19 protein-coding genes are annotated in these 19199 nt (G+C 65.1%); 14 read left to right on the top strand and 5 right to left on the bottom strand.

Annotation, left to right across the window (positions count from 1 at the left end):
- The first annotated feature begins 190 nt into the window (after positions 1-190).
- The 3 genes from dnaJ to ACFR99_RS00435 all read left to right on the top strand — a co-directional run bounded on the left by dnaJ (position 191) and on the right by ACFR99_RS00435 (position 3196).
- Positions 191-1366: a molecular chaperone DnaJ gene (gene dnaJ / locus ACFR99_RS00425; RefSeq protein ID WP_390283210.1), complete on the top strand. Its 1176-nt coding sequence runs from the start codon at positions 191-193 to the stop codon at positions 1364-1366.
- A 166-nt stretch (positions 1367-1532) separates the two neighbouring features.
- On the top strand, positions 1533-2366 hold the full coding sequence (locus ACFR99_RS00430; RefSeq protein WP_390283211.1) for a ZIP family metal transporter: 834 nt from the start codon (positions 1533-1535) through the stop codon (positions 2364-2366).
- Positions 2367-2458: 92 nt separating this feature from the next.
- Complete coding sequence (locus tag ACFR99_RS00435; RefSeq protein WP_390283213.1) at positions 2459-3196, top strand: hypothetical protein; 738 nt, start codon at positions 2459-2461, stop codon at positions 3194-3196.
- 23 nt (positions 3197-3219) lie between these two features.
- Here ACFR99_RS00435 and ACFR99_RS00440 read toward each other — a convergent pair whose 3' ends face one another.
- A complete protein-coding gene (locus tag ACFR99_RS00440) occupies positions 3220-4767 on the bottom strand; it encodes an FAD-dependent oxidoreductase (RefSeq protein ID WP_390283215.1) in 1548 nt (515 codons plus the stop codon).
- A 90-nt stretch (positions 4768-4857) separates the two neighbouring features.
- Positions 4858-5997, bottom strand: coding sequence for an MFS transporter (locus tag ACFR99_RS00445; protein ID WP_390284140.1), 1140 nt, complete (start codon positions 5995-5997; stop codon positions 4858-4860).
- Positions 5998-6210: 213 nt separating this feature from the next.
- Between ACFR99_RS00445 and ACFR99_RS00450 the strand changes: the two genes are divergently transcribed.
- From ACFR99_RS00450 to ACFR99_RS00460, 3 genes are all read left to right on the top strand, one after another.
- On the top strand, positions 6211-6783 hold the full coding sequence (locus ACFR99_RS00450) for an FAD-dependent oxidoreductase (protein WP_390283217.1): 573 nt from the start codon (positions 6211-6213) through the stop codon (positions 6781-6783).
- Positions 6784-6891: 108 nt separating this feature from the next.
- The gene (locus ACFR99_RS00455; RefSeq protein ID WP_390283219.1) at positions 6892-7401 is read left to right on the top strand and encodes a YciE/YciF ferroxidase family protein; all 510 of its coding nucleotides are present in this window, start codon (positions 6892-6894) and stop codon (positions 7399-7401) included.
- A gap of 61 nt (positions 7402-7462) precedes the next feature.
- Positions 7463-7753 carry a MoaD/ThiS family protein gene (locus tag ACFR99_RS00460; RefSeq protein WP_390283221.1) on the top strand — a complete coding sequence of 97 codons (291 nt, stop codon included), beginning with the start codon at positions 7463-7465 and terminating at the stop codon, positions 7751-7753.
- Positions 7754-7782: 29 nt separating this feature from the next.
- Here the strand turns inward: ACFR99_RS00460 and ACFR99_RS00465 are convergent, their stop codons facing one another.
- Positions 7783-9453, bottom strand: coding sequence for an aldehyde ferredoxin oxidoreductase C-terminal domain-containing protein (locus ACFR99_RS00465; protein WP_390284142.1), 1671 nt, complete (start codon positions 9451-9453; stop codon positions 7783-7785).
- Positions 9454-9573: 120 nt separating this feature from the next.
- Between ACFR99_RS00465 and ACFR99_RS00470 the strand changes: the two genes are divergently transcribed.
- The 8 genes from ACFR99_RS00470 to mce all read left to right on the top strand — a co-directional run bounded on the left by ACFR99_RS00470 (position 9574) and on the right by mce (position 17052).
- On the top strand, positions 9574-10227 hold the full coding sequence (locus tag ACFR99_RS00470; protein ID WP_390283223.1) for an HAD family hydrolase: 654 nt from the start codon (positions 9574-9576) through the stop codon (positions 10225-10227).
- Positions 10228-10338: 111 nt separating this feature from the next.
- The gene (locus tag ACFR99_RS00475; protein WP_390283225.1) at positions 10339-11265 is read left to right on the top strand and encodes a DUF7983 family protein; all 927 of its coding nucleotides are present in this window, start codon (positions 10339-10341) and stop codon (positions 11263-11265) included.
- 111 nt (positions 11266-11376) lie between these two features.
- On the top strand, positions 11377-12303 hold the full coding sequence (locus ACFR99_RS00480) for a M48 family metallopeptidase (RefSeq protein ID WP_390283227.1): 927 nt from the start codon (positions 11377-11379) through the stop codon (positions 12301-12303).
- Between the two features lie 728 nt (positions 12304-13031).
- Entirely contained in the window at positions 13032-13616 is a 585-nt protein-coding gene (locus ACFR99_RS00485; RefSeq protein ID WP_390283229.1) for a GNAT family N-acetyltransferase, read from the top strand.
- 86 nt (positions 13617-13702) lie between these two features.
- On the top strand, positions 13703-14032 hold the full coding sequence (locus tag ACFR99_RS00490) for a DUF7967 family protein (RefSeq protein WP_390283231.1): 330 nt from the start codon (positions 13703-13705) through the stop codon (positions 14030-14032).
- 85 nt (positions 14033-14117) lie between these two features.
- A complete protein-coding gene (locus tag ACFR99_RS00495; protein WP_390283233.1) occupies positions 14118-15803 on the top strand; it encodes an acyl-CoA mutase large subunit family protein in 1686 nt (561 codons plus the stop codon).
- A gap of 277 nt (positions 15804-16080) precedes the next feature.
- Positions 16081-16476, top strand: coding sequence for a hypothetical protein (locus tag ACFR99_RS00500; protein ID WP_390283235.1), 396 nt, complete (start codon positions 16081-16083; stop codon positions 16474-16476).
- A 189-nt stretch (positions 16477-16665) separates the two neighbouring features.
- On the top strand, positions 16666-17052 hold the full coding sequence (gene mce / locus ACFR99_RS00505) for a methylmalonyl-CoA epimerase (RefSeq protein WP_390283237.1): 387 nt from the start codon (positions 16666-16668) through the stop codon (positions 17050-17052).
- An 84-nt stretch (positions 17053-17136) separates the two neighbouring features.
- On the opposite strand, the gene ACFR99_RS00510 is transcribed toward mce, so the two are convergent.
- Positions 17137-18027 carry a hypothetical protein gene (locus ACFR99_RS00510; RefSeq protein ID WP_390283239.1) on the bottom strand — a complete coding sequence of 297 codons (891 nt, stop codon included), beginning with the start codon at positions 18025-18027 and terminating at the stop codon, positions 17137-17139.
- Between the two features lie 171 nt (positions 18028-18198).
- Positions 18199-18837 carry a ferredoxin--NADP reductase gene (locus ACFR99_RS00515; protein WP_390283240.1) on the bottom strand — a complete coding sequence of 213 codons (639 nt, stop codon included), beginning with the start codon at positions 18835-18837 and terminating at the stop codon, positions 18199-18201.
- Between the last annotated feature and the right edge of the window lie 362 nt (positions 18838-19199).

Raw genomic sequence — 19199 nt, forward strand, 5'->3', positions numbered from 1 at the left:
TGACCGGTGCACCCGCAAGACAGTCGCGGTTGCACCGGCACTGACTGACAGCGGTCCGTATGAGTGTGGCGACGTCGTACGTCCGACATCGTTCACGGGGACTCGAAAATCGGCTCCTATTTCCTGAGAGACAGGCGCTCGTGGGAACGTTCGTTTCAAGTGTCTCAACCGAGTATCGGTGGAACAACGAATGAGCGAGGACTTCTACGACGTTCTCGGCGTGAGCCCCGACGCGTCTGCCGAGGAGATCAAACAGGCGTATCGGAAGAAGGCCACCGAGTACCATCCCGACGTCAGCGACGACCCTGACGCCGAGGAGAAGTTCAAGAAAATCCAGAAGGCGAAGCAAGTCCTGACCGACGAGGAAAAGCGCCAGGCCTACGACCAGATGGGCCACGACCGCTACGAACAGGCCGAGAAACACGGCTTCGACGCCAGCGAGGCTGGCGGTGCCGGCGGCATGGGTGGCGGCCCGTTCGGCAGCATGGGTGGTGGCATGGGCGGCGGCGGAATGGGCGGTGGCGGCCTCGGCGACCTCTTCGAGCAGGTTTTCGGCGGCGGTGGCGGCCGCGGTCGCCGTCGCCCCCGCAAAGGACGCGATCTGCGAACCGAACTCGAGATCGACTTAGAGGAGGCCTACCACGGGGCCGAAAAGCAGTTCACGGTCGAACGGCCCGAAGAGTGCGAGGTCTGTGACGGGGCGGGCCACCCACCTGAGGCCGACGCCGAGACCTGTCAGGAGTGTCAGGGTCGCGGCCAGGTGACGCAGGTCCAGCAGACGCCGCTGGGTCGCGTCCAGCAGACGACGACCTGTCCCCGGTGTGAAGGCGAGGGGACGCTCTACTCCGAGACCTGTGATGAGTGTCGCGGCGAGGGCTACGTCCGCAGTGAGGCGACCCTGACCGTCGAGGTCCCGCCGGGCATCCAGAGCGGCCAGACGCTGCGGATGGAAGGCGAGGGCGCGCCCAGTCCCGAGGGCGGTCCCCACGGTGACCTGTTGATCGACGTCTCGATCCGCGAACACGAGGAGTTCGAACGCGAGGGCGACGACCTGCGCTATCGGCTGCCGATCTCGTTCCCGCAGGCGACCTTCGGCGATACGGTCTCCGTGCCGACGCTGGACGGTGCCGTCGAGTTCGAGATCCCCGAAGGAACCCAGAGCGGCGAGACGTTCCGCCTGGAGGGCAAGGGCATGCCCCGCCTGCGCGGCCGCGGTCACGGCGACCTCTACGTGCAGGTGCAGGTCGTCACCCCCGAGAACTTGAACGAGGACCAGCGCGAGGCGCTCGAGGCCTTCGCGGAGGCCGGCGGCGACGAGATCGAGGTCAAGGAAGGCTTCTTCGAGAAGATCAAGCGCGCGTTCTAGACGCGGCGTCCACGCTCGAGTACGGTATACACGGCGCGTCTTTCGATCCGGTTCGAGTGACCGGTCGACGCACCTGCTGGTGGCTTTATATACTGGTCGTCAGTATACACGAGGAAATGGGGTTTGGTGAGCGACGACACGATCTCCCGACTCGAGGGACGATGACATGACGTCGATCGTCGATCTGTTCGTACAGGTCGCCGGCGGCAACCCGGTGATACAGGGACTCGTCGGCGGGATCGTCATCGCGACGCTGAATCTGTTCGGCGCGTTGCTGGTCCTCGTCTGGCGGGACCCCTCGAAGCGGGCGCTCGACGGCGCGCTCGGATTCGCGGCCGGCGTCATGCTCGCTGCGGCGTTTACGAGTCTCATCATCCCCGGGATCGAGCAGTATTCCGGTGGTGACCCGATCCCGACGCTCGTGGGCGTCGCACTGGGCGCGCTCTTTCTCGATCGGGCCGACGTGCTCGTTCCGCACGCACACTACCTCCTGACCGGCCGACGGCGGACGGACGAAGCCGATCCGAGCACGTCGCTGCCGCTGGATAACGAGCGCCTGGTTCCCGTCGTCCTATTCATCTTGGCGATCACACTCCACAACATGCCCGAGGGATTGGCCGTGGGCGTCGCATTCGGCTCCGGTGACGTCGAGAACGGGATCGCGCTCATGCTCGCGATCGGCATCCAGAACATCCCGGAGGGCCTCGCCGTCTCGGTGGCGGCGATCAACGCCGGACTGGATCGGCGCTTCTACGCTGTCTTCGCTGGGATTCGGTCGGGAATCGTCGAGATTCCGCTGGCGGTGCTCGGTGCGCTGGCGGTGAGCGTCGTCGAGCCATTACTTCCCTACGCGATGGGCTTCGCTGCAGGGGCGATGCTGTTCGTGATCTCCGACGAGATCATTCCCGAAACACACACCCGAGGGTACGAGCGAATCGCCACGCTCGGCGTGATGGCTGGCGTGATCTTGATGCTCTATCTCGACATCAGCTTAGGGTGACGGCCCTCGATCCCGTCGTATGACGGCGTTCGATGACAGCCGCGGGGAGCCGAGTCGGCGCGCTTTTTTCGCCGCGCTTCCCACGTTCGAGTATGAACGCCGCGACGGTCGACGATCTACTCACCCGGGAACTCCGCGACGACCGAACCGGGCTCGTCGACGTGACGGGCCGGGAGTACGACTACCACTGGCTGTGTACCACCGCCTGGAAGTCCGGCAACTTCCTGCGCCACGCGGGCGTCCGCGAGGGCGTCACCGTCGGCGTCGTCGGCGACGGTCCGCTGGCCCTGCTCGCCTTCTTGGGGACGACGCTGCTTGAGGGCCGGACCCGCTTCGAGCCACCGACCGATCTCGCCGACGACGACGCATTCCGGGCGCTCGTTGCCCCCGTCGAGGAACTCGAAGAATACGACCTGCCGCGGGGCGCACAGCGGGTCGGCTACGGCGACAAACCCGACGCACCGGACGTCCACCACTTCGACGCCGGCGTCTGGACCGAGAACCCGTCGTTCCCGCCGCTGTCGATCGACCCCGACACGGCGATCCTGACCGACGGCGAACAAACGGTGACCCACGAGGAGGTGCTGGACGCCGCCCGCGAGGTCGTCGACGATATTGGACTCGAGGCCGGCGACCGCGTGGTCGTCCGCGCGCCCCTGTCGGATCCCCGGACCGTCGCGGCCGGCGTGATCGCGCCGCTGCTGGCAAGAGGTGTGATCGTGTTGCCCACTGGAGACCAGGAGCCGACCGAACGGGGGACGTACGCCGTCTCGAGCGAGCCGGTTCCGGAACCGACCCGAGTCGACCTCGCGTCGGTGTCACTCCCGTAGACCGGCCGCTCTCGCCACCGCGGTCAGAGTTGTCTGTACAGCAACCCTTCGACGGCAGGCCCCGAGAGTACGTCACCGTCGTAGGTGAACCGCGAGCCGTGACAGGGACAGTCCCAGGTCCGCTCGGCGTCGTTCCATCGGACGAGACAGCCCATGTGCGGGCAGGTCGCCGAGACGGCGTGGGTCGTGCCGTCCGCATCGCGGTAGAGGCCGATCGGCCGATTCGAACGCCGGATGACGCGGGCGTCGCCGGGTGGGATGGCGGCCGCACCGCCCTTCTCGAGACCTGCGAGCAGCGCCCTGATCCGGTCCGCGACGAAGCTGCCGCCGACTTTGGCGTTCTCCTCGAGGAAGGACTTCGCTGAGGCCCCGGGCGTGAGCCGCTGTGGGTCGAACACGTCGGTCCAGGGGCTCGAGTCCTCGGTAATGAGATCGGTGAGAATCATCCCCGCGGCGGTGCCGCCGGTCATCCCCCAGCCGCCGAACCCAGTGCCGACGTAGACATGCTTGGCCAGGGGATCGATCCGTCCAACGAACGGCACGCCGTCGACTGGCGAGTAGTCCATCGTCGACCAGCGATATTCGATCGATTCGACGGTGAAGTGTTCGCGGGCGAACGCCTCGCAGCGCCGGTACCGCTCGGAGGTCGGAACGCCACCGACGCTGGGTTTGTGGCTCTGACCGCCGACGAGGAGGAGTTCGTCGTCCCCGTCGTCGGTCGGATGCGTTCGGATCGTCGCCGGTGGCGAGTCGGTGCTGTAGTACATTCCCGAAAGCGGCGTCTCCGCGACCCGGACGCCCAGCAGGTACGCGCGGTGGGGATGCATCCGCGCGAAGTACCCTGCGCGGTCGAAGACGGGGAAGTGCGTCGCGACGACCACGTCGTCGGCGACGACCGCGCCGCGGTCCGTCTCGACGCGACACGGCGAACCAGGGTCGATGTCTTCTGCGTGCGTCTCTTCGAAGACGTAGCTGCCGTTCCCGTGGACTGATTCGGCGATCGCGAGCAGGTACTTCCGCGGGTGGAACTCCGCCTGCGCATCGAACCGGACCGCGCCGGCGATGTCGAACGGCAGCGGCGTCTCCTCGACGTATGAGGCCGGGAGGCCGACCCGCTGAGCCGCCTCGACCTCGTCGCGGAGCTGATCGACGTTCGCGGCGGTGCTGGCGTAGGTGTAGGCCGCCGTCCGCTGAAAGTCACAGTCGATATCTTCGGTCTCGACGCGTCGCTCGACAGCGTCGATCGCTGCCTCGTTCGCGTCGGCGTACTGTCGTGCTTTTTCCTCGCCGAACTGCGAGACGAGCCTGTCGTATTTCAGCCCGTGCTGGGAGGTGAGCTTGGCCGTCGTGTGGCCGGTGGTGCTCTCGACGATCCGATCGGCCTCGAGCACCGCGACGGTCTTTCCGGCCTCTTGCAGTTCGATCGCCGCGGTCAGACCGGTGATACCGCCACCGACGACGGCCACGTCGACGTCCATGCCGTCCTCGAGGGGGCCGTACTCGGTTGTCGGCGTCGTGGCGAGCCATAGCGATTTCTCGCGCGGGGACTCCGATGAGGGCTGGTTGGACATAGGGAACAGTGGGTCTGGCTGTCCACGCCCAGTTACAAGGAACGAGGGGCGGAATCGCCGACCACACCGGAATCCCCGGGACTGACCGAATCAGATGGTCCCCCTGCGGAGCTGGCTCGTGCCGAGTCCGATGGCGGCGAGGCCGGCGACCGCAGTAGCGGCGACGAAGACGCCCCTGATGCCAGCGAGCGGAACGAGCGCCCCGAACAGGACCGGCGAGAGGAACTGGCCAGTGTAGCCAAAGGAGGCGACGTACGAACTGAACTGGCCCTGCCGCGCCGGCGGTGCGAACGCTTCGACCCACGCGAACGTCGAGGGGAAGACCAGCCCGATGCCGAGGCCGAACAGGACGACCGGAATCGCCGCGCCGACGGCGGTTCCGACGGCGGTCGCGATCCCGAACCCGACGGTCCAGAGGACGAGTGCCGCTAGCACGAGCGTCGACCGGTCGACGTACCGCAGCAGGCGGTCGTACGCGATCGCTGAGACGCCCCCGGCAGCGCCGTTTGCCGCGAGATAGAGGCTGATCTGCAGGGAGTCGGTCACGTCGATGCCGGCCAGGAACTGCGGATAGAACACGACGATCACGTACAGCAACGCGTTCGCGCCGAAGTACAGCAGGTACACGAGCGGGAGCGCCGGTCGGTCGCGGAACACGGAAAGCACTGCCGCGACATCGCCGTTCCCGTCTTCGTTCCTGCTCCCGTCCGCAGCCGCACCGCCGGTATCGTCGGCCGGGTCGGTCTCGGGAACCGTCAGCGCGGCGACGACGCCGAGTGGCACCGCGACGAGATAGATTCCGAACGGCAGGTTCCACGCGATCGCCCCAGCAGCGCCGCCGATCAGCGGCCAGACCGCGGCACCGGCGCTGTTCGCGCTGCTGCGATACCCCAGCGCTCGCTCCATCGCCTGTCCCTCGTAGAGATCGTAGATGAGCACGGTCACCGACGTATAGACCGCGGCGGTGCCGAGTCCGAGGACGACGCGGGAGGCCAGCAGCGGGTAAAACGAGTCGACGACCAGTCCAACCCCGCCGCCGAGGCCGTAGACGACGAGCCCGCCCACGAAGGGTCGGCGAGCACCGATTCGATCGACGAGCGACCCCACGAGCGGGCTCGCGAGGACGATGACACCGCCGTGGGTCGTGACGATGAGCCCGGCTCTGAGCCCGGAGACGCCCAGTTCTCGCTGGATCCGCGGCACGACCGGGCCAAGGATCGCACCCGCCATGACCGTCAGCGTCGCTGCCGCCACCAACACCCAGAGCGTCCGTCGGAGCTGCTGTCTCGAGGGTGCCACTGCTCGCTCCTCGGCAGACGAGTTCCAACAGGGTTGCGGTCGGCCGCCGTCGGACGATTGCCCACCCTCGGCGAGTGTTGCCGGTCGAGAGAGTCATGCAATCTGTCGAAATTGTTTATCAGAGCATTTGTGGTGCGTTCGTCCATGCCAGATGTCGCGATCGTCGGCGGCGGCCCCGCCGGCCTGAGCGCAGCGCTGTTTACCGGAAAGAACGGCCTCGAGACTATCGTCTTCGATTCCGACGAGACGTGGATGCACAAGGCCCACCTGTTCAACTATCCCGGTATCCGGAGCATCAGCGGCGACGAGTTCATGAAACTCACCCGCGGACAGGTCCGCGACCGCGGCGCGGACGTCCGCGTCGGCGAGGAAGTAACCGCTGTCGAGTCGGGCGACGACGGCTTCCGGGTCGAAACCAACGACGACGAGTACGACGCCGACTACGTCGTCCTCGCGACCGGTGCCGACCGCTCGATGGCCGAGGACCTCGGGGTCGACTTCGACGACGACGGTACCGTCGACGTCGATCTCGACACGGAGACGAGCATCGACGACCTGTACGCGACGGGTGCGATGGTCCGAGCCGAGGAGTGGCAGGCGGTCATCGCTGCGGGCGACGGCGCGTCAGCGGCGTTGTCGATCCTGAGCAAGGAGAAAGGCGAACACTATCACGACTTCGACGTCCCTGATGACGTGCCGGGGCTCGAGTCGAAATAAGTCGGAAGAACCAGCCGGACTCGGCAGAGCGGCAGAAGAGACAACCGACAGCGCCGCGCCTGCGTGCTCGGGCCGCGCGATTAAGCCGCTGGCTGGCGGTGTTCCGGTATGTCGATGACCGATCTCCACGAGCTGTTCGTCCACAAGCTCGCACAACAGTATTACATCGAGCAAGAACTCGTCGAGACGTTAGACGAGATGGCTCGCAACACGACCAACGACCGGATGAGCCAGGGCTTCGCCGATCACCGCGACGAGACCCGAACGCAGGTCCAGCGCCTCGAGGACGTCTTCGCGGCGCTCGACCGGCCCGCCGAAGTCCGCGACAGCGCCGTCCTCGACGGCCTCGAGGAGGAGCGACGCGAGTTCGAGTCCCAGATCGAGGACGACGAGCTGCTCAATATGGTCTACCTGAACGCGGGGATGATGACCGAACGGCTCGAGATGACGGCCTACGAGGGGCTGACGACCATCGCGGAACAACTCGAACTCGGCAACGACGTTCAGCAGCCGCTCGAATCCAACTACGACGAGGAGAAATCGGCCTTCCGCGAACTCGAGACGTTGGCGACGGCCAAAGACATGAAGTCGCTGTGGGATCGGTTGACGCCGTCGTAACACCTCGTTCTCGAGCGCCAGGGCCGTCGATTACAAGACCCGTGGCGTCGAACGTCGCGCCGTGCAAATCGAGTGTGTCTTCTTCGGTCCGTTTCGCGACGCCGTCGGCGAGAAGACGGTTCCCTATCGAACGGACGCTGACACTGTTGGCGATCTCCTGTGCGAACTCGAGGCCGAGTTCCCGGCCCTCGAGGGCGACCTCGTGACCGACTGCGAGAGCGACGAGCCGTCGCTGGCGGGAGACACAGTCGTCACGAAAGACAAACGCAACGTCGTCCACATCGACGGGCTCGAGACCGACCTCGAGGCGGATGCCGTGATCCGCCTGGTGCCGTCGGTGTACGGCGGCTGATGGCCTGTCTCAGACGATCTGACGAGGGTTCAGTCGGCTGACGGTGCGGGCGGCGACTCGAGCGCCTCCGTCGGGACCATCCCGTCGTCGTTCCAGCCCCGCTCTGCATAGTACTCGGCGATCGAGTCCTCGAGGTCGGGGATCTCGTAGGGCAACCCGTCGTCGTCCCGGTCGAAGCCGCGCTGGTTGTTGAAGTGGCGTTCGAGTGCGACCGTTCGCGCGCCGACGGCCAGCAGGTCGTCGTAGTCGGCGTCGAACAGCGTCTCGAGGCGGTCCTCGGTGACGTAGTCACTGCCGAACACACAGACGATACCCGTATCCAGGAAGGCGCTGTAGTTCTCCCGTTCGACCAGCGTCGCTGCCTTGCCGCTGGTTCCCTGGGGGTCGAGGTCGCCGCTGTACTCGAGACTCAGCATGCTCGCGTAGAGGTGGTCCGCGCCGCGGTTCGCGACGGCGTAGGACAGGCCCTGCCCGTGGAGGACGCGGCCGTCGTGGGCGGCGAACTCCATGCCCTTGACCGTGTAGTCGTCGACGCCGAGGTCGTCGTGGACGCGGGCGACGCCCTCCGCGAGCCGGTCACCGATCCCCTCGCGATACGCGATTTGCTCGGTTACCTCCTGGGCGAGGTCGGCGTTGCCGAACTCGTCTTCGCTCGCGAGATAGGCCGCGACGGTGACGCCTGCCGAAATGGTGTCCATACCGAGCGTATCACAGAGTTCGTTCGCCTGCATGACGTCGACGATGTCGCCGACGCCCTGCTGGGAGCCGAAGGCGTAGACGGTCTCGAACTCGGGGCCTTCCGTCTCGAGGCCGCTTTCCTCGTCCCGCGTCGGCAGCTTGCAGGCGTAGGCACAGGCCGAGCAGGCTCCTTTCTTGTACTTTTTCGCCTCGACAGCGTTGCCACCGATGCCTGCAACGTCCTCGAACTCGTATTCCCGGAAGTATCGCGTCGGCAGCGCGAAGTTGTCGTTGATGAACTCCGTGCTGCCGGTCGTCCCCTGGCGGCGCTGTCGGTCGTCGGCCGTGGCCGCTTCCCGGTGGATTTCGCTTTCGGGCGGGTCGGGAATCTCGACCGGCGGGTCGGCGTCACCTGCGAACGTGACGCACTTGACGTTCTTCGACCCGAGGACGGCACCCAGCCCGCCACGGCCGAACGCCCGCGAGTCGAAGGTCATGACCGAGGCAAAGCGCACCAGGTTCTCGCCCGCCGGACCGATCGCGAGGCAGTGTTCTGGCCCCAGATCGTGATGCTCGCTCATGTAGTCGGAGGTCTCGGGTACCGTCGCACCCTCGAGTTCCGGCACGGCTTCGAACGTAACGCCGTCGTCCGTCACGTGGACGGCGAGCAAGTCGTCGCTCTCGCCGGTGAGCTCGAGGACGCTGATCCCGGTCCCGACGAAGTTCCGTGAGAGATAGCCGCCGGCGTTCGACGAGACCAGGCCATCGGTCAGCGGCGAGAGACCGGTCATGTTCATCCGGCCGGTAAACGACATCGTCGACTGCTGGAGCGGCCCGGTCGAGACGTACGCCCGGTTCGCCGGTCCGAACGGATCGGCGTCGAAGGGAATCCGCTCGTGAGCGAGCGCCGTTGCCGTCGCGCGGCCGCCGACCGTGGCCTCGAGTAACTCGTCGATGGTCGTCTCGCGTGCAGTTCGCTCACCGACGTCGACGGTGAGCAGTGGCCCTTCCGCGTGTAACATACGTGGAGGTTCCATACCGAGAACCTTAGCTCTGGGTCCACCGGAGATGGCTGGCGGTTTCCGAGCGCGTCGGACGATCAGATAGGGTTATTGCTTCGGAGTCGATATGGCCCGGTAGCAATGTACTACGACGCGGTCCTGTTCGACTTCGACGGGGTCGTGGTCGAGACCCCCTCGTCCCAGCGACTCTACGACGCGCTCGGCCGAACGTACGAGAAATTCGGCCGCACCGGGCCGGCGACCGAGACGTTTCAGGAGCTCATGCGCGGTGACTTCGAGTCGATCGCAAAGCGGTGTCGCAGCCTCGGCATCCAGACGGACACGTTCTGTGCCCAGGCCGCCCGGGAGATGGTCCGCGTCCAGCGCGAGGAAGTCGAACGGGGCCTGCGCTCGGTCTACGACGACGTCACCACGATGCGATCGCTCGAGGCCCCCCTCGGGATCGTCAGCGACAACCATCCGACCGTCGTCTCGACGCTACTCGACCGGTTCGGGCTCCGCTCGCTGTTCGAGACCGTCTACGGCTGTCCGCTGACCGCCGACGGGCTGGCCAGACGCAAACCCAACCCGACGAACATCGAGGCCGCGATCGACGACCTCGAGGCCGAGACCGCACTGTACGTCGGCGACCGGGCCGTCGACGTCCGCGCGGCCGACAACGCCGGTATCGATTCGGTGCTCGTCTCGCGGGCTGACGACGATGGGGCCGACCTGGACGTCACGCCCACCTATCAGCTCTCGTCGCTGTCGCAGCTCCCGGCTGTGCTCCGGTAGAAGGCACCCTCTCCGACACACGGCCCGCCGCTCGTCGATCGGGCCGCGACGAGACGGGATCGCTGCAGATTCGTGGCTGCGGTTTTTGCGCGTGCATACCGTACGTGGCGTATGGAACCCGACGACACCTGGACGAGCCTCCGGACCCAGTGTGAGGACCTCGAGCCGGGTGCGGAACTGGTCACGCCGGTCTCAGAGCGGCCGTTCGGCATCGAACGAACCGCGGCCGACCGGATCGTCGTCCGGTTCGAGGATAGCGGTGAACGTCGGTCGCTCTGGCGTGAGCAGTTCGTCGTCTTTCTCGAGCGCCTCGACGAGGGGGCGGTTGCCATCGAGGACCTGCAGCCGGGAGTCGAGCCGTACGCAAGTGTCGTGACCCTCAGCGACGAGTACGCAGTCGACGACGGGGCGATCAGCTACGACACCGATGCTGCCGGCGGGAAAAGCCCGTTTCTCGTCCCGGCGGCGGACGCGAGAGCCCCGCCCGAACGCGTCCACGACGACGCGCTGCTCCTGGCGGCGCTGCTCGAGCGCCTCGACGCTGACGATCCTACGGCGCTCGAGACCGACTCCCTGACGGATCTGTACGTCCTCGCGTCCGACGTCCAGCACGGCGCCGACCGGCTGCGCCGCTCGACGCGAGCGCCGTTACTCGAGCGCCTGGGGCCGGACCAGCAACTTCACGGTCGGTACGGAACCGTCCGGCGGACGACGCGGGAGCGACGCCGGCCGAAGGACGCCGAGACCGTGTTCGCCGCGCTCGACGACCGCGGTATCCCCCGCGAGTGGGTCACCGGCATCGACCGGGACAAACTGGACGTCGTCCTCGCGGTGACCGAACTGGAGGAAGACGAGGTCTACGACGTCGGCGAGGACGTCTACGTCCAGAAAACGAGCGTCGACGAGGAAGAGAAGTACTCGCGGCTCCAGGGACTCGCCAACCGGATCGACGATCTCGACGATGCTGAGGGCGACGCCCTGCGCGAGGAACTGGACGACATCGAGGATCGACTCGAGGAGGCGCTCTCGGCGGGGTAGCCCCTCGACGAGCACCGGTTCGGCCTGCCGACACCCGTTTGAGTCAGCCGGTCCTAGTTCGACACGAGAACGATGCGCGCTCGTCGAGCGAGGACGGGAACCCGTCTCCTGATGGCAGTGATCGGCAGTCTGCTGTTGCTGTGGTATCTCTCGCTTGCCGCCGTCAGCTACTGGGCGCTGTCGGTGCTTCGCGCCTCGGCACCCGACCCCGTGATAACGCTGGTGGCCCTCGTCGGGGTCGGCCTCGTCGGCGGCTATCTGAGCTATCGGTTCGGAACCAGCCAGTTGCTCTCGCGTCTCGAGGCGGTCGAACTGCCGCGATCACACGCGCCCGCGTTCTACCGGCGACTCGACCGCCTCGAGGCGCGCATGGACGTCGATACACCGACGATCATGATCGCGCGGCTGCCGGTTCCGAACGCCTTCGCGCTGGGTGGTGGCCGCGACGGCGTGATCGTGCTCGATCGCTCGCTCTTTCAGCTGCTGTCCCTCGACGGGCTCGAGACACTCGTGGCCCACGAACTCGCGCACCTCGAGGGGTACGACGCGTTCGTACAGACGCTCGCGTACAGCGTCTTCCGGACGCTCGCCGGCGTCGTCTTCGTGGTGGTGACGCCGGTTCTGTTACCGATCGTGGGGGCTGCACGAGCGCTTGCGTGGCTCCGCGGGGATCCCCAGTCGTGGTCGCAGACGGCCTTTGGCCGCCTGTTGCGGCTCGTGGAGAGTGGCGTGGTGGTTGCCCTGCTGCTCGTGACGCTGGCCGTCCGTGCTCACTCGCGCCGGCGGGAGTATGCCGCCGATGAGCGGGCTGTCGACGTCACCGGCAAGCCGCTCGCACTCGCTCGCGCGCTGCGGACGATCCAGCGGGCCGCAGACCCCACGCGCGGGTTACTCTCGACGCTGTACGTCCACACCGAACCCGAGGAGGACGCGTTGACTCGACTGTTCTCGACACATCCCTCGACGGACGACCGGATCGAACGATTGCTCGAGCGGGCAGGGGAACGCGACGACCGGACGCGGATACAAGTTGAGTGAGCGACAGCCGACGAACGCACAGCTATAGTCGCCACTGAAAATCAGTGCACACCCGATCGCACGACTGCTGTGCGCTCGGCGTGTAAATCGTTTCAGTTGTTACTATACCGTCTGCCAGTCCACCCACAGTCGACGCACGTGAAGTACCTCGGGGACAAACCCCGAGGCACTCGCCCTACTCAGCCTGTAGACGAGTCATCGACGGCGATCGTGGCTCCCGAACAGATCGGACAGTCGGCGTACGTTCCGCCGTCGGCGACGGGTCTCTCGGAGGGATGATCGGATCGGACTCCCTTCGGAACGGACGGATGACAGGTCGCACAGACCTCCCGGGTTCGGCGGTGAGTCATGGTGTCGGATCGGTGTCGATACGTGAAGAGCTGGGAAACGTCATCGCCACAACGTTCGCATTCTACCATGGTAGGATATCTGTTGTCATAGCAGCGTATAAGTCTTTGCCATATGTTGTCTATTGCCGTATCGATTGGACGTATCGAACCATTCTCCAGTGTATTAGTCACGGTTCATGATTTAGACAGGAGTATAATACAGTATATATCAAAACTCGTTTGGCGAAAGTGGATCTCGAGTCTGGAACAGGGCCATGCGATCAGCGTCGTCGAGGTGCCGACCGACCGGCCCGACAGACGGCGTGAGGGACACGGGCTGTTGATCGACGGTATGGCAACCCACAAACCCTTTTGACTGCAGGTCGCCTACGTCGAATCATGTACGTTCGGGACGCGAAAAACAGAGAGGAGGTCTGGTTGCTGGATCACATCGAGGCGATGGGACTCGACGAGACGGCGTTTCGCTCTCGAGACTACGTCGTCGCTGTCGACGAAGAATCCGGCGAAAAAGCCGGCTTCGGCCGCATCCGCGTCCACAAGCCCGAGGACTCGGACGACGTCTGTGAGTTGACCAGCATCGGCGTCCTCGAGAACTGGCGCGGGCAGGGCGTCGGGGCTCACGTCGTCGAACGGCTCGTGGAGTACGCCGGTGACGAGGGGTTCGACACCGTCTACGCCCTGACCGGCGAGGGTGCCTATCTCGCCCAGTTCGGCTTCCAGCGGGTCTCGGAGTCGGATCTCCCGGCCGTGTTGCAGGACCGACTCGAGGACAAACGCGAGGGCTCCGATCCGGACGCGGTCCCGCTGTCGATCGACGTCGACGAGTTCCGGATGCCCGAGCGATTCCGGGAGGCGTTCAAGCGCGCGCCGGACGGACGCGAGGACGCACGAGACGAGGAGTCACCGGAGGACTTCGGCATCGATCCCGACTCGGCGACGTACAAGTACGATACGGGCCGGTAGCGATGGAAACGCCGACAGCGGCGTTGGTCCTATTGGATCGTCGACGCCACAACACATAACCGGATGCGGAAGTAGAATCAACAGTCATGACTGCGAACGGATCCGAGGGGACGACCGGAACCGAGCACGCCGACCGCGACGAGGAGGACGACGTTCGCGTCTGGCTCGTCGAGCGAACGTACGGGGACGACGAACTCAACATTATCATCCTCGTGTACGCGACCGAAGACGGCCGGCAGTACCACCGCCGAGAGCGAGCGCTGACCAGTTTTTCGGGCCCAACACGCGAGACCAAAGCCGGATTGTGCGTCCCGCCCGAATCGCTCGGAACCGTCGACGATCCGGACACGCGAGCGCGGTACGCCGAGGAAGCCTCGCGGATGGCCGCCCGGCACGATCCGGACGACAGCGTCTAGATTCGCGCCGATCTGTTCATCGATGCGACAGGTGGTCGGCCGTGTTCATCAAAGTTCAAGCCCCGTGCCGTCCACGCTTTTGATAATGTTCGATCCCGACGAACTCGAGGAGATCCGTGCCAGCAAGGAGGAGTGGCACGAGGAGGAGGTAGAACCCGTCCTCGACCGCTTCGGCGAACGCAAGGAAACGTTTACGACCGATACGGGCGGCCAGGAGGTCGATCGCCTCTACACGCCGGCGGACGTCGATGATCTCGACTACGAGGAGGATCTGGGCAATCCCGGCGAGCCGCCGTACACACGCGGGGTCTACTCCACGGGCTACCGGGGTCGTCTCTGGACGATGCGCCAGTATGCTGGCTTCTCGACTCCTGAAGACACCAACGAGCGCTATCACTATCTGCTCGATCAGGGCCAGACCGGTCTCTCGATGGCCTTCGACCTGCCGACCCAGATGGGCTACGACTCAGACGCCGACATGGCCGCCGGCGAAGTCGGCAAGGCCGGCGTCGCGATCGACTCGCTCGAGGACATGGAGACCGTCTTCGACGGCATTCCGCTGGATGAAGTCTCGACGTCGATGACGATCAACGCGCCGGCGTCGGTGCTGCTGGCGATGTATATCGCCGTCGGCGACCAGCAGGGCGTCGACCGCGAGGAACTCCGAGGGACGATCCAGAACGACATTCTGAAGGAATACATCGCCCGCAACACCTACATCTACCCGCCGGAGTCGTCGATGCGGATCATCACGGACATCTTCGAGTTCTGTGCCGAGGAGACGCCGAAGTTCAACACGATCTCGATCTCGGGCTATCACATCCGTGAGGCCGGCTCGACAGCCGCTCAGGAACTGGCGTTTACGCTCGGGGACGGCATCGAGTACGTCGAGACGGCGATCGAGGCCGGCCTCGACGTCGACGAGTTCGCGCCCCAGCTGTCGTTCTTCTTCAACGGCCACAACAACATCTTCGAGGAGGTCGCGAAGTTCCGCGCAGCCCGTCGGATGTGGCACGACATCATCGAGGAGCGCTTCGACCCCGACGACCCCAAGTCCAAGCAGCTCAAGTTCCACACCCAGACCGCCGGCTCGATGCTGACCGCCCAGCAGATCGAGAACAACGTCGTCCGCGTCGCCTACCAGGCGCTCGCGGCCGTCCTCGGCGGCACCCAGTCGCTACACACCAACGGCAAGGACGAGGCGCTTGCGCTCCCGACCGAAGAATCCGTCCGTACTGCCCTGCGGACCCAGCAGATCCTCGCCCACGAGTCCGGCGCTGCCGACACCATCGATCCGCTCGCCGGCAGCTACTACGTCGAATCCCTCACAGACCAGGTCGAGGAAGAAGCCTACGAGATTCTGGACGAAGTCGAAGAGCGCGGCGGCATGCTCGAGGCCGTCGAGCAACAGTGGGTCCAGCGCCAGATTCAGGACACGGCCTTCGACCGCCAGCGCGAGATCGAGGAGAAAGACCGGATCATCGTCGGCGTAAACGAGTTCGAAATCGAAGACGAAGAGCCCGAGATGGACGTCGAAGAGGTCACTCAGGAGGACCAGCAGCGGAAGATCGACGGGCTCGAGGAGACCCGTGCGAACCGCGACGACGAGGAAGTCGATGCGGCACTCGAGGCGCTTCGGGACACCGCCCAGAGCGACCAGAACCTGATGCCCTACATCATCGACGCCGTCAAGGCTTACGCGACGGTCGGCGAGATCTGTAACGTCCTGCGCGACGAGTTCGGCGAGTACCAGCCCGGCAGCGCCGTCTAAGCGGCTGCTCTCGAGCAGCCACAACCCGGGTCGGAACTGCCACCGGCCGGCGGCTATCCAGTCGGAACCTGCAGTTCCGGTTTCATCGCCGAGTACGCGCGAGACACGAACTCGTCTTTTCTGACCCTCATCTGATAGTATCGGTCGCTGTCGGACTCGCCGAGTCGATCGGGATCTACGAAGACGCTCTCACGACAGTTTACAGCTATCCGAATACGGCGAAGCGGATCCGCAACGGTAATACTGTGATATTTCGTCACGCCAGCATAGTTCACTAATGTATACCATTGAACGGACGGAATTCGGGTTTCAAATCACCTTTGCCGGGAAGATAGACGAGGAAGAGTTACACGAGTGGATCGACGACTCACGAGCGGCGCTTCGGGACTCGCCCGACGAGTTCGGCGTTCTCGTCGATATGCGGGACCTGAAACTGCTCAGCGACGACGAACAGCAACTCATGCGGGACGGACAGCAACACTATCAGGACGCGGGTATGGTCCGCTCGAGCGTCATTCTCGACTCCGCGATTCTGACGCTGCAGTTTCGTCGCCTCGCCCAAGAGTCGGGGATCTACGACTGGGAGCGGTATATCAACGCCGAGACGACCGACGACTGGCACCAGCAGGCCGTCGACTGGCTGGTCGACGGGATCGATCCGGACTACCAATGACGCCGTAACTGGCCGCGCCGTACGGCGGTGGCGTCGGTCCGCACCGGCACGTTCGTCTCACGGCTGTTGTGCATCGTCTCGCCGTTGCGAGCACGCGCGAATCTAATACTCGTATTCAGTTCCGCTCGTGGTCGGCCATTCGAGACCAAATCACAACAATAACGCAGTCGCCACGAGGAACACAGCCTGATGCACTTCGATCACGCCGGCATTGCGACCGACGACGCACAGGCACTCGCACAGCTGTACGGCGATCTCTTGGACCTCGAGGTCGCCCACGAAGAGGAGTTCGACGGCATGCGCGTCGTCTTTCTCGACTGTGGAAACGGCTACTTCGAGTTACTCGAGCCCCTCGAGGACGACGGCACGATCGCCCGCTATCTCGAGGACGGCGGCGCGGGGATCCACCACCTCGCGCTCGCGACCGACGACATCGAGGCCGCGCTCGAGACGGCACGCGACCACGACGTGACGCTCATCGACGAGGAGCCACGGCCGGGCGCGTGGGGTCACTCGGTCGCGTTCCTCCATCCGAAAGATACCGGCGGTATTCTGGTGGAGTTCGTCGAGCACTGAGACGGGCTGCTGGCACGAGTGACCGGTGGCCCCGCAGGGCAGTCGTGGCCGGCCGGCACCCACTGACAGGAGTCCGTAGGACGGTCATCGGTCGTCCGTTTCGGATTGCCACTCGGACATCGAATACATGGCTGTCGCCACCTGTCGGCTCTCGCCGCGCGTTTCGTGGCGCACCTCCACACGGCCGGGATACCGGCCGTCGAAGTCGATCGTGGCCTCGTAGTCGACGCCGCCGAGACAGGTGGCGCAGGTGTCGTCCGTTTGCTCGCCGCTGTCGACGACGACCGTGAGCACGTCGCGCCCGTCGTCGTACGTCGTGTCGGCGAGCGACGGCTCGTAACACGGTGTCGGTGTCGTGATCCGTCCGGTCACGGCGACGGCCTCGTCCGCGAATTCGACGGTCGCGCTCCCGTCCGTCCCGTCCGTACAGTCCTGCGCGCCGATCTCGAGCGACGTCTCCGTAACCGCTGGCTCGGGACACGACGCCGAGCGCGAGGTCGATTCCGTTTCGATTCCGTTCTCGCGCAGCGTGGCGGTCGTCCGCGACCGCGTACAGTCGAAGGGATGGCGGCTGGCACCGACGCTCGTGCGCGATTCGCTGCCGTCGTCGGGATCGCTCCGCGTTATCGAAACGGTGTACGAGCGTGGCTCGACGAGGACGAACGTGATCGTCTCGCCCGCGGGTACTGCGACGTCGCGCTCGAGGAGCGTCTCGGTCTCGTCGGCTCTGATCTCGACGGTGGCCATGCGTTCCGTGTCGCTTTCGTTCCGCAGCTCGAGCTCGTGTGGGGGATGTGCGGACGGAAACGGAATGGCGTCGGGATCACCGACGGTGATCGGCTCGTCCGAGCCGGAGTCGGGGTCGCTGGCGGTGCCGTTTCGTCCCGTCTCGCCGCGCTCGAGTGCCGAGTCCACACAGCCGGCCAACCCGCCGAGCGTCCCGGCCGCTCCGACGATGAGATGACGCCGTCGCATAGTCGACGCCACCACGATGTGGACTAAACATCTTTGTCACGGCCGTTGACCCGTTTCTGAGCCCGATTCTCGTCGCTCGATGACGGTACGGAAAACAGTAGAACCGCTGCCTGTGATCAGGCGATTCTGTGGACCACCCCTCGAGCCGAACGACCGGACGGTGGGAGAACGTCACCCGAAGTTCTCGATCAGTGCCTCGTCGGGGTCGCCACCAGCGTCGTCGATCGCGTCGGCGACAAACGTCACGAAGTCGTCGAAGCCAAACGCGTACAGTTGGCCGTCCTCGCGGTGGGTCGCGACAGCGTCTGCCAGATCCTCGTCCGCGCTTTCGTCGAGGACGGTGACCGTCGCGCCCGCGTCTTCGAGTGCCTCGAGGCGGTCTTCGTGTGCGGGCTCGTCGTCCTGGTAGATCACGACGGCGTCGTGGCCCGCATCGTGGGCCGCTTCGGCGATCGCGACCGCCGGACCGACGCCGGGACCGCCGGCGACGGCGACCACGTCGTCCTCGCCGGCGTAGGTGATCCGTCCGAACGGTCCCTCGATGTGGACGGTCTCGCCGCCCTCGAGATCGGCCAGCCACGGCGAGAGGTTGCCGTCGGGATCGATGCCGACGGTGAGTTCGAACGTCTCCTCGACGGACGACGACGAGAGCGTGTAGTGGCGTGAGAGCACCTCGTCGTCGGGCTCGGCCCGGAGCAAGACGAACTGTCCCGGTTTGGCATCGAAGTCCGCAGGTGTTTCGAGCTCAAGTGCGACGGTACCGGGACCGACTTCGCTGACCGATGCGACAGTGACTGGCGTCCCTTCCATGCCAATCGGTTCGTCAGCCGGTTGAAAAGGCGTTCCGTTTCACTAACAGCGTCTACCTATCCCTCGTTTCGGACGGGCGAACGGAACGAGTTGACGATCGACCGCCTGTCCTTGACCGTTGCCGTTGGAGACGGCCGCCTTTTGCGACCGACATCTCATACGGACGGCTGTCAGTCAGTATTAGCCATATGTCTTGGAATGCGTGCCGTGAAACAGTATTGGTCCCATTCCATTGGCTATTTCTTTCTCTCAACAGATGTTTCGGCAATAGTACTAAACAATTAATATAGTGGTGTTCGATCCCAAACGCCTCGGGCGCTATTGCGGTGGTTCGCCTGGGGTTTCAGAAGCCTTTTCATTTA

Source organism: Haloarchaeobius amylolyticus, assembly GCF_042678045.1.
Taxonomy (GTDB): domain Archaea; phylum Halobacteriota; class Halobacteria; order Halobacteriales; family Natrialbaceae; genus Natrinema; species Natrinema amylolyticus_A.

Bases quoted from the DNA above. Each gene is read 5' to 3' on its own strand.
- ACFR99_RS00455 (WP_390283219.1), top strand. From the start codon at position 6,892: ATGTCGATGACCGATCTCCACGAGCTGTTCGTCCACAAGCTCGCACAA.
- dnaJ (WP_390283210.1), top strand. From the start codon at position 191: ATGAGCGAGGACTTCTACGACGTTCTCGGCGTGAGCCCCGACGCGTCT.
- ACFR99_RS00500 (WP_390283235.1), top strand. From the start codon at position 16,081: ATGTATACCATTGAACGGACGGAATTCGGGTTTCAAATCACCTTTGCC.
- ACFR99_RS00440 (WP_390283215.1), bottom strand. From the start codon at position 4,767: ATGTCCAACCAGCCCTCATCGGAGTCCCCGCGCGAGAAATCGCTATGG.
- ACFR99_RS00490 (WP_390283231.1), top strand. From the start codon at position 13,703: ATGACTGCGAACGGATCCGAGGGGACGACCGGAACCGAGCACGCCGAC.
- mce (WP_390283237.1), top strand. From the start codon at position 16,666: ATGCACTTCGATCACGCCGGCATTGCGACCGACGACGCACAGGCACTC.
- ACFR99_RS00495 (WP_390283233.1), top strand. From the start codon at position 14,118: ATGTTCGATCCCGACGAACTCGAGGAGATCCGTGCCAGCAAGGAGGAG.
- ACFR99_RS00435 (WP_390283213.1), top strand. From the start codon at position 2,459: ATGAACGCCGCGACGGTCGACGATCTACTCACCCGGGAACTCCGCGAC.
- ACFR99_RS00430 (WP_390283211.1), top strand. From the start codon at position 1,533: ATGACGTCGATCGTCGATCTGTTCGTACAGGTCGCCGGCGGCAACCCG.
- ACFR99_RS00515 (WP_390283240.1), bottom strand. From the start codon at position 18,837: ATGGAAGGGACGCCAGTCACTGTCGCATCGGTCAGCGAAGTCGGTCCC.
- ACFR99_RS00470 (WP_390283223.1), top strand. From the start codon at position 9,574: ATGTACTACGACGCGGTCCTGTTCGACTTCGACGGGGTCGTGGTCGAG.
- ACFR99_RS00475 (WP_390283225.1), top strand. From the start codon at position 10,339: ATGGAACCCGACGACACCTGGACGAGCCTCCGGACCCAGTGTGAGGAC.
- ACFR99_RS00450 (WP_390283217.1), top strand. From the start codon at position 6,211: ATGCCAGATGTCGCGATCGTCGGCGGCGGCCCCGCCGGCCTGAGCGCA.
- ACFR99_RS00445 (WP_390284140.1), bottom strand. From the start codon at position 5,997: ATGGCGGGTGCGATCCTTGGCCCGGTCGTGCCGCGGATCCAGCGAGAA.
- ACFR99_RS00465 (WP_390284142.1), bottom strand. From the start codon at position 9,453: ATGTTACACGCGGAAGGGCCACTGCTCACCGTCGACGTCGGTGAGCGA.
- ACFR99_RS00485 (WP_390283229.1), top strand. From the start codon at position 13,032: ATGTACGTTCGGGACGCGAAAAACAGAGAGGAGGTCTGGTTGCTGGAT.
- ACFR99_RS00510 (WP_390283239.1), bottom strand. From the start codon at position 18,027: ATGCGACGGCGTCATCTCATCGTCGGAGCGGCCGGGACGCTCGGCGGG.
- ACFR99_RS00480 (WP_390283227.1), top strand. From the start codon at position 11,377: ATGGCAGTGATCGGCAGTCTGCTGTTGCTGTGGTATCTCTCGCTTGCC.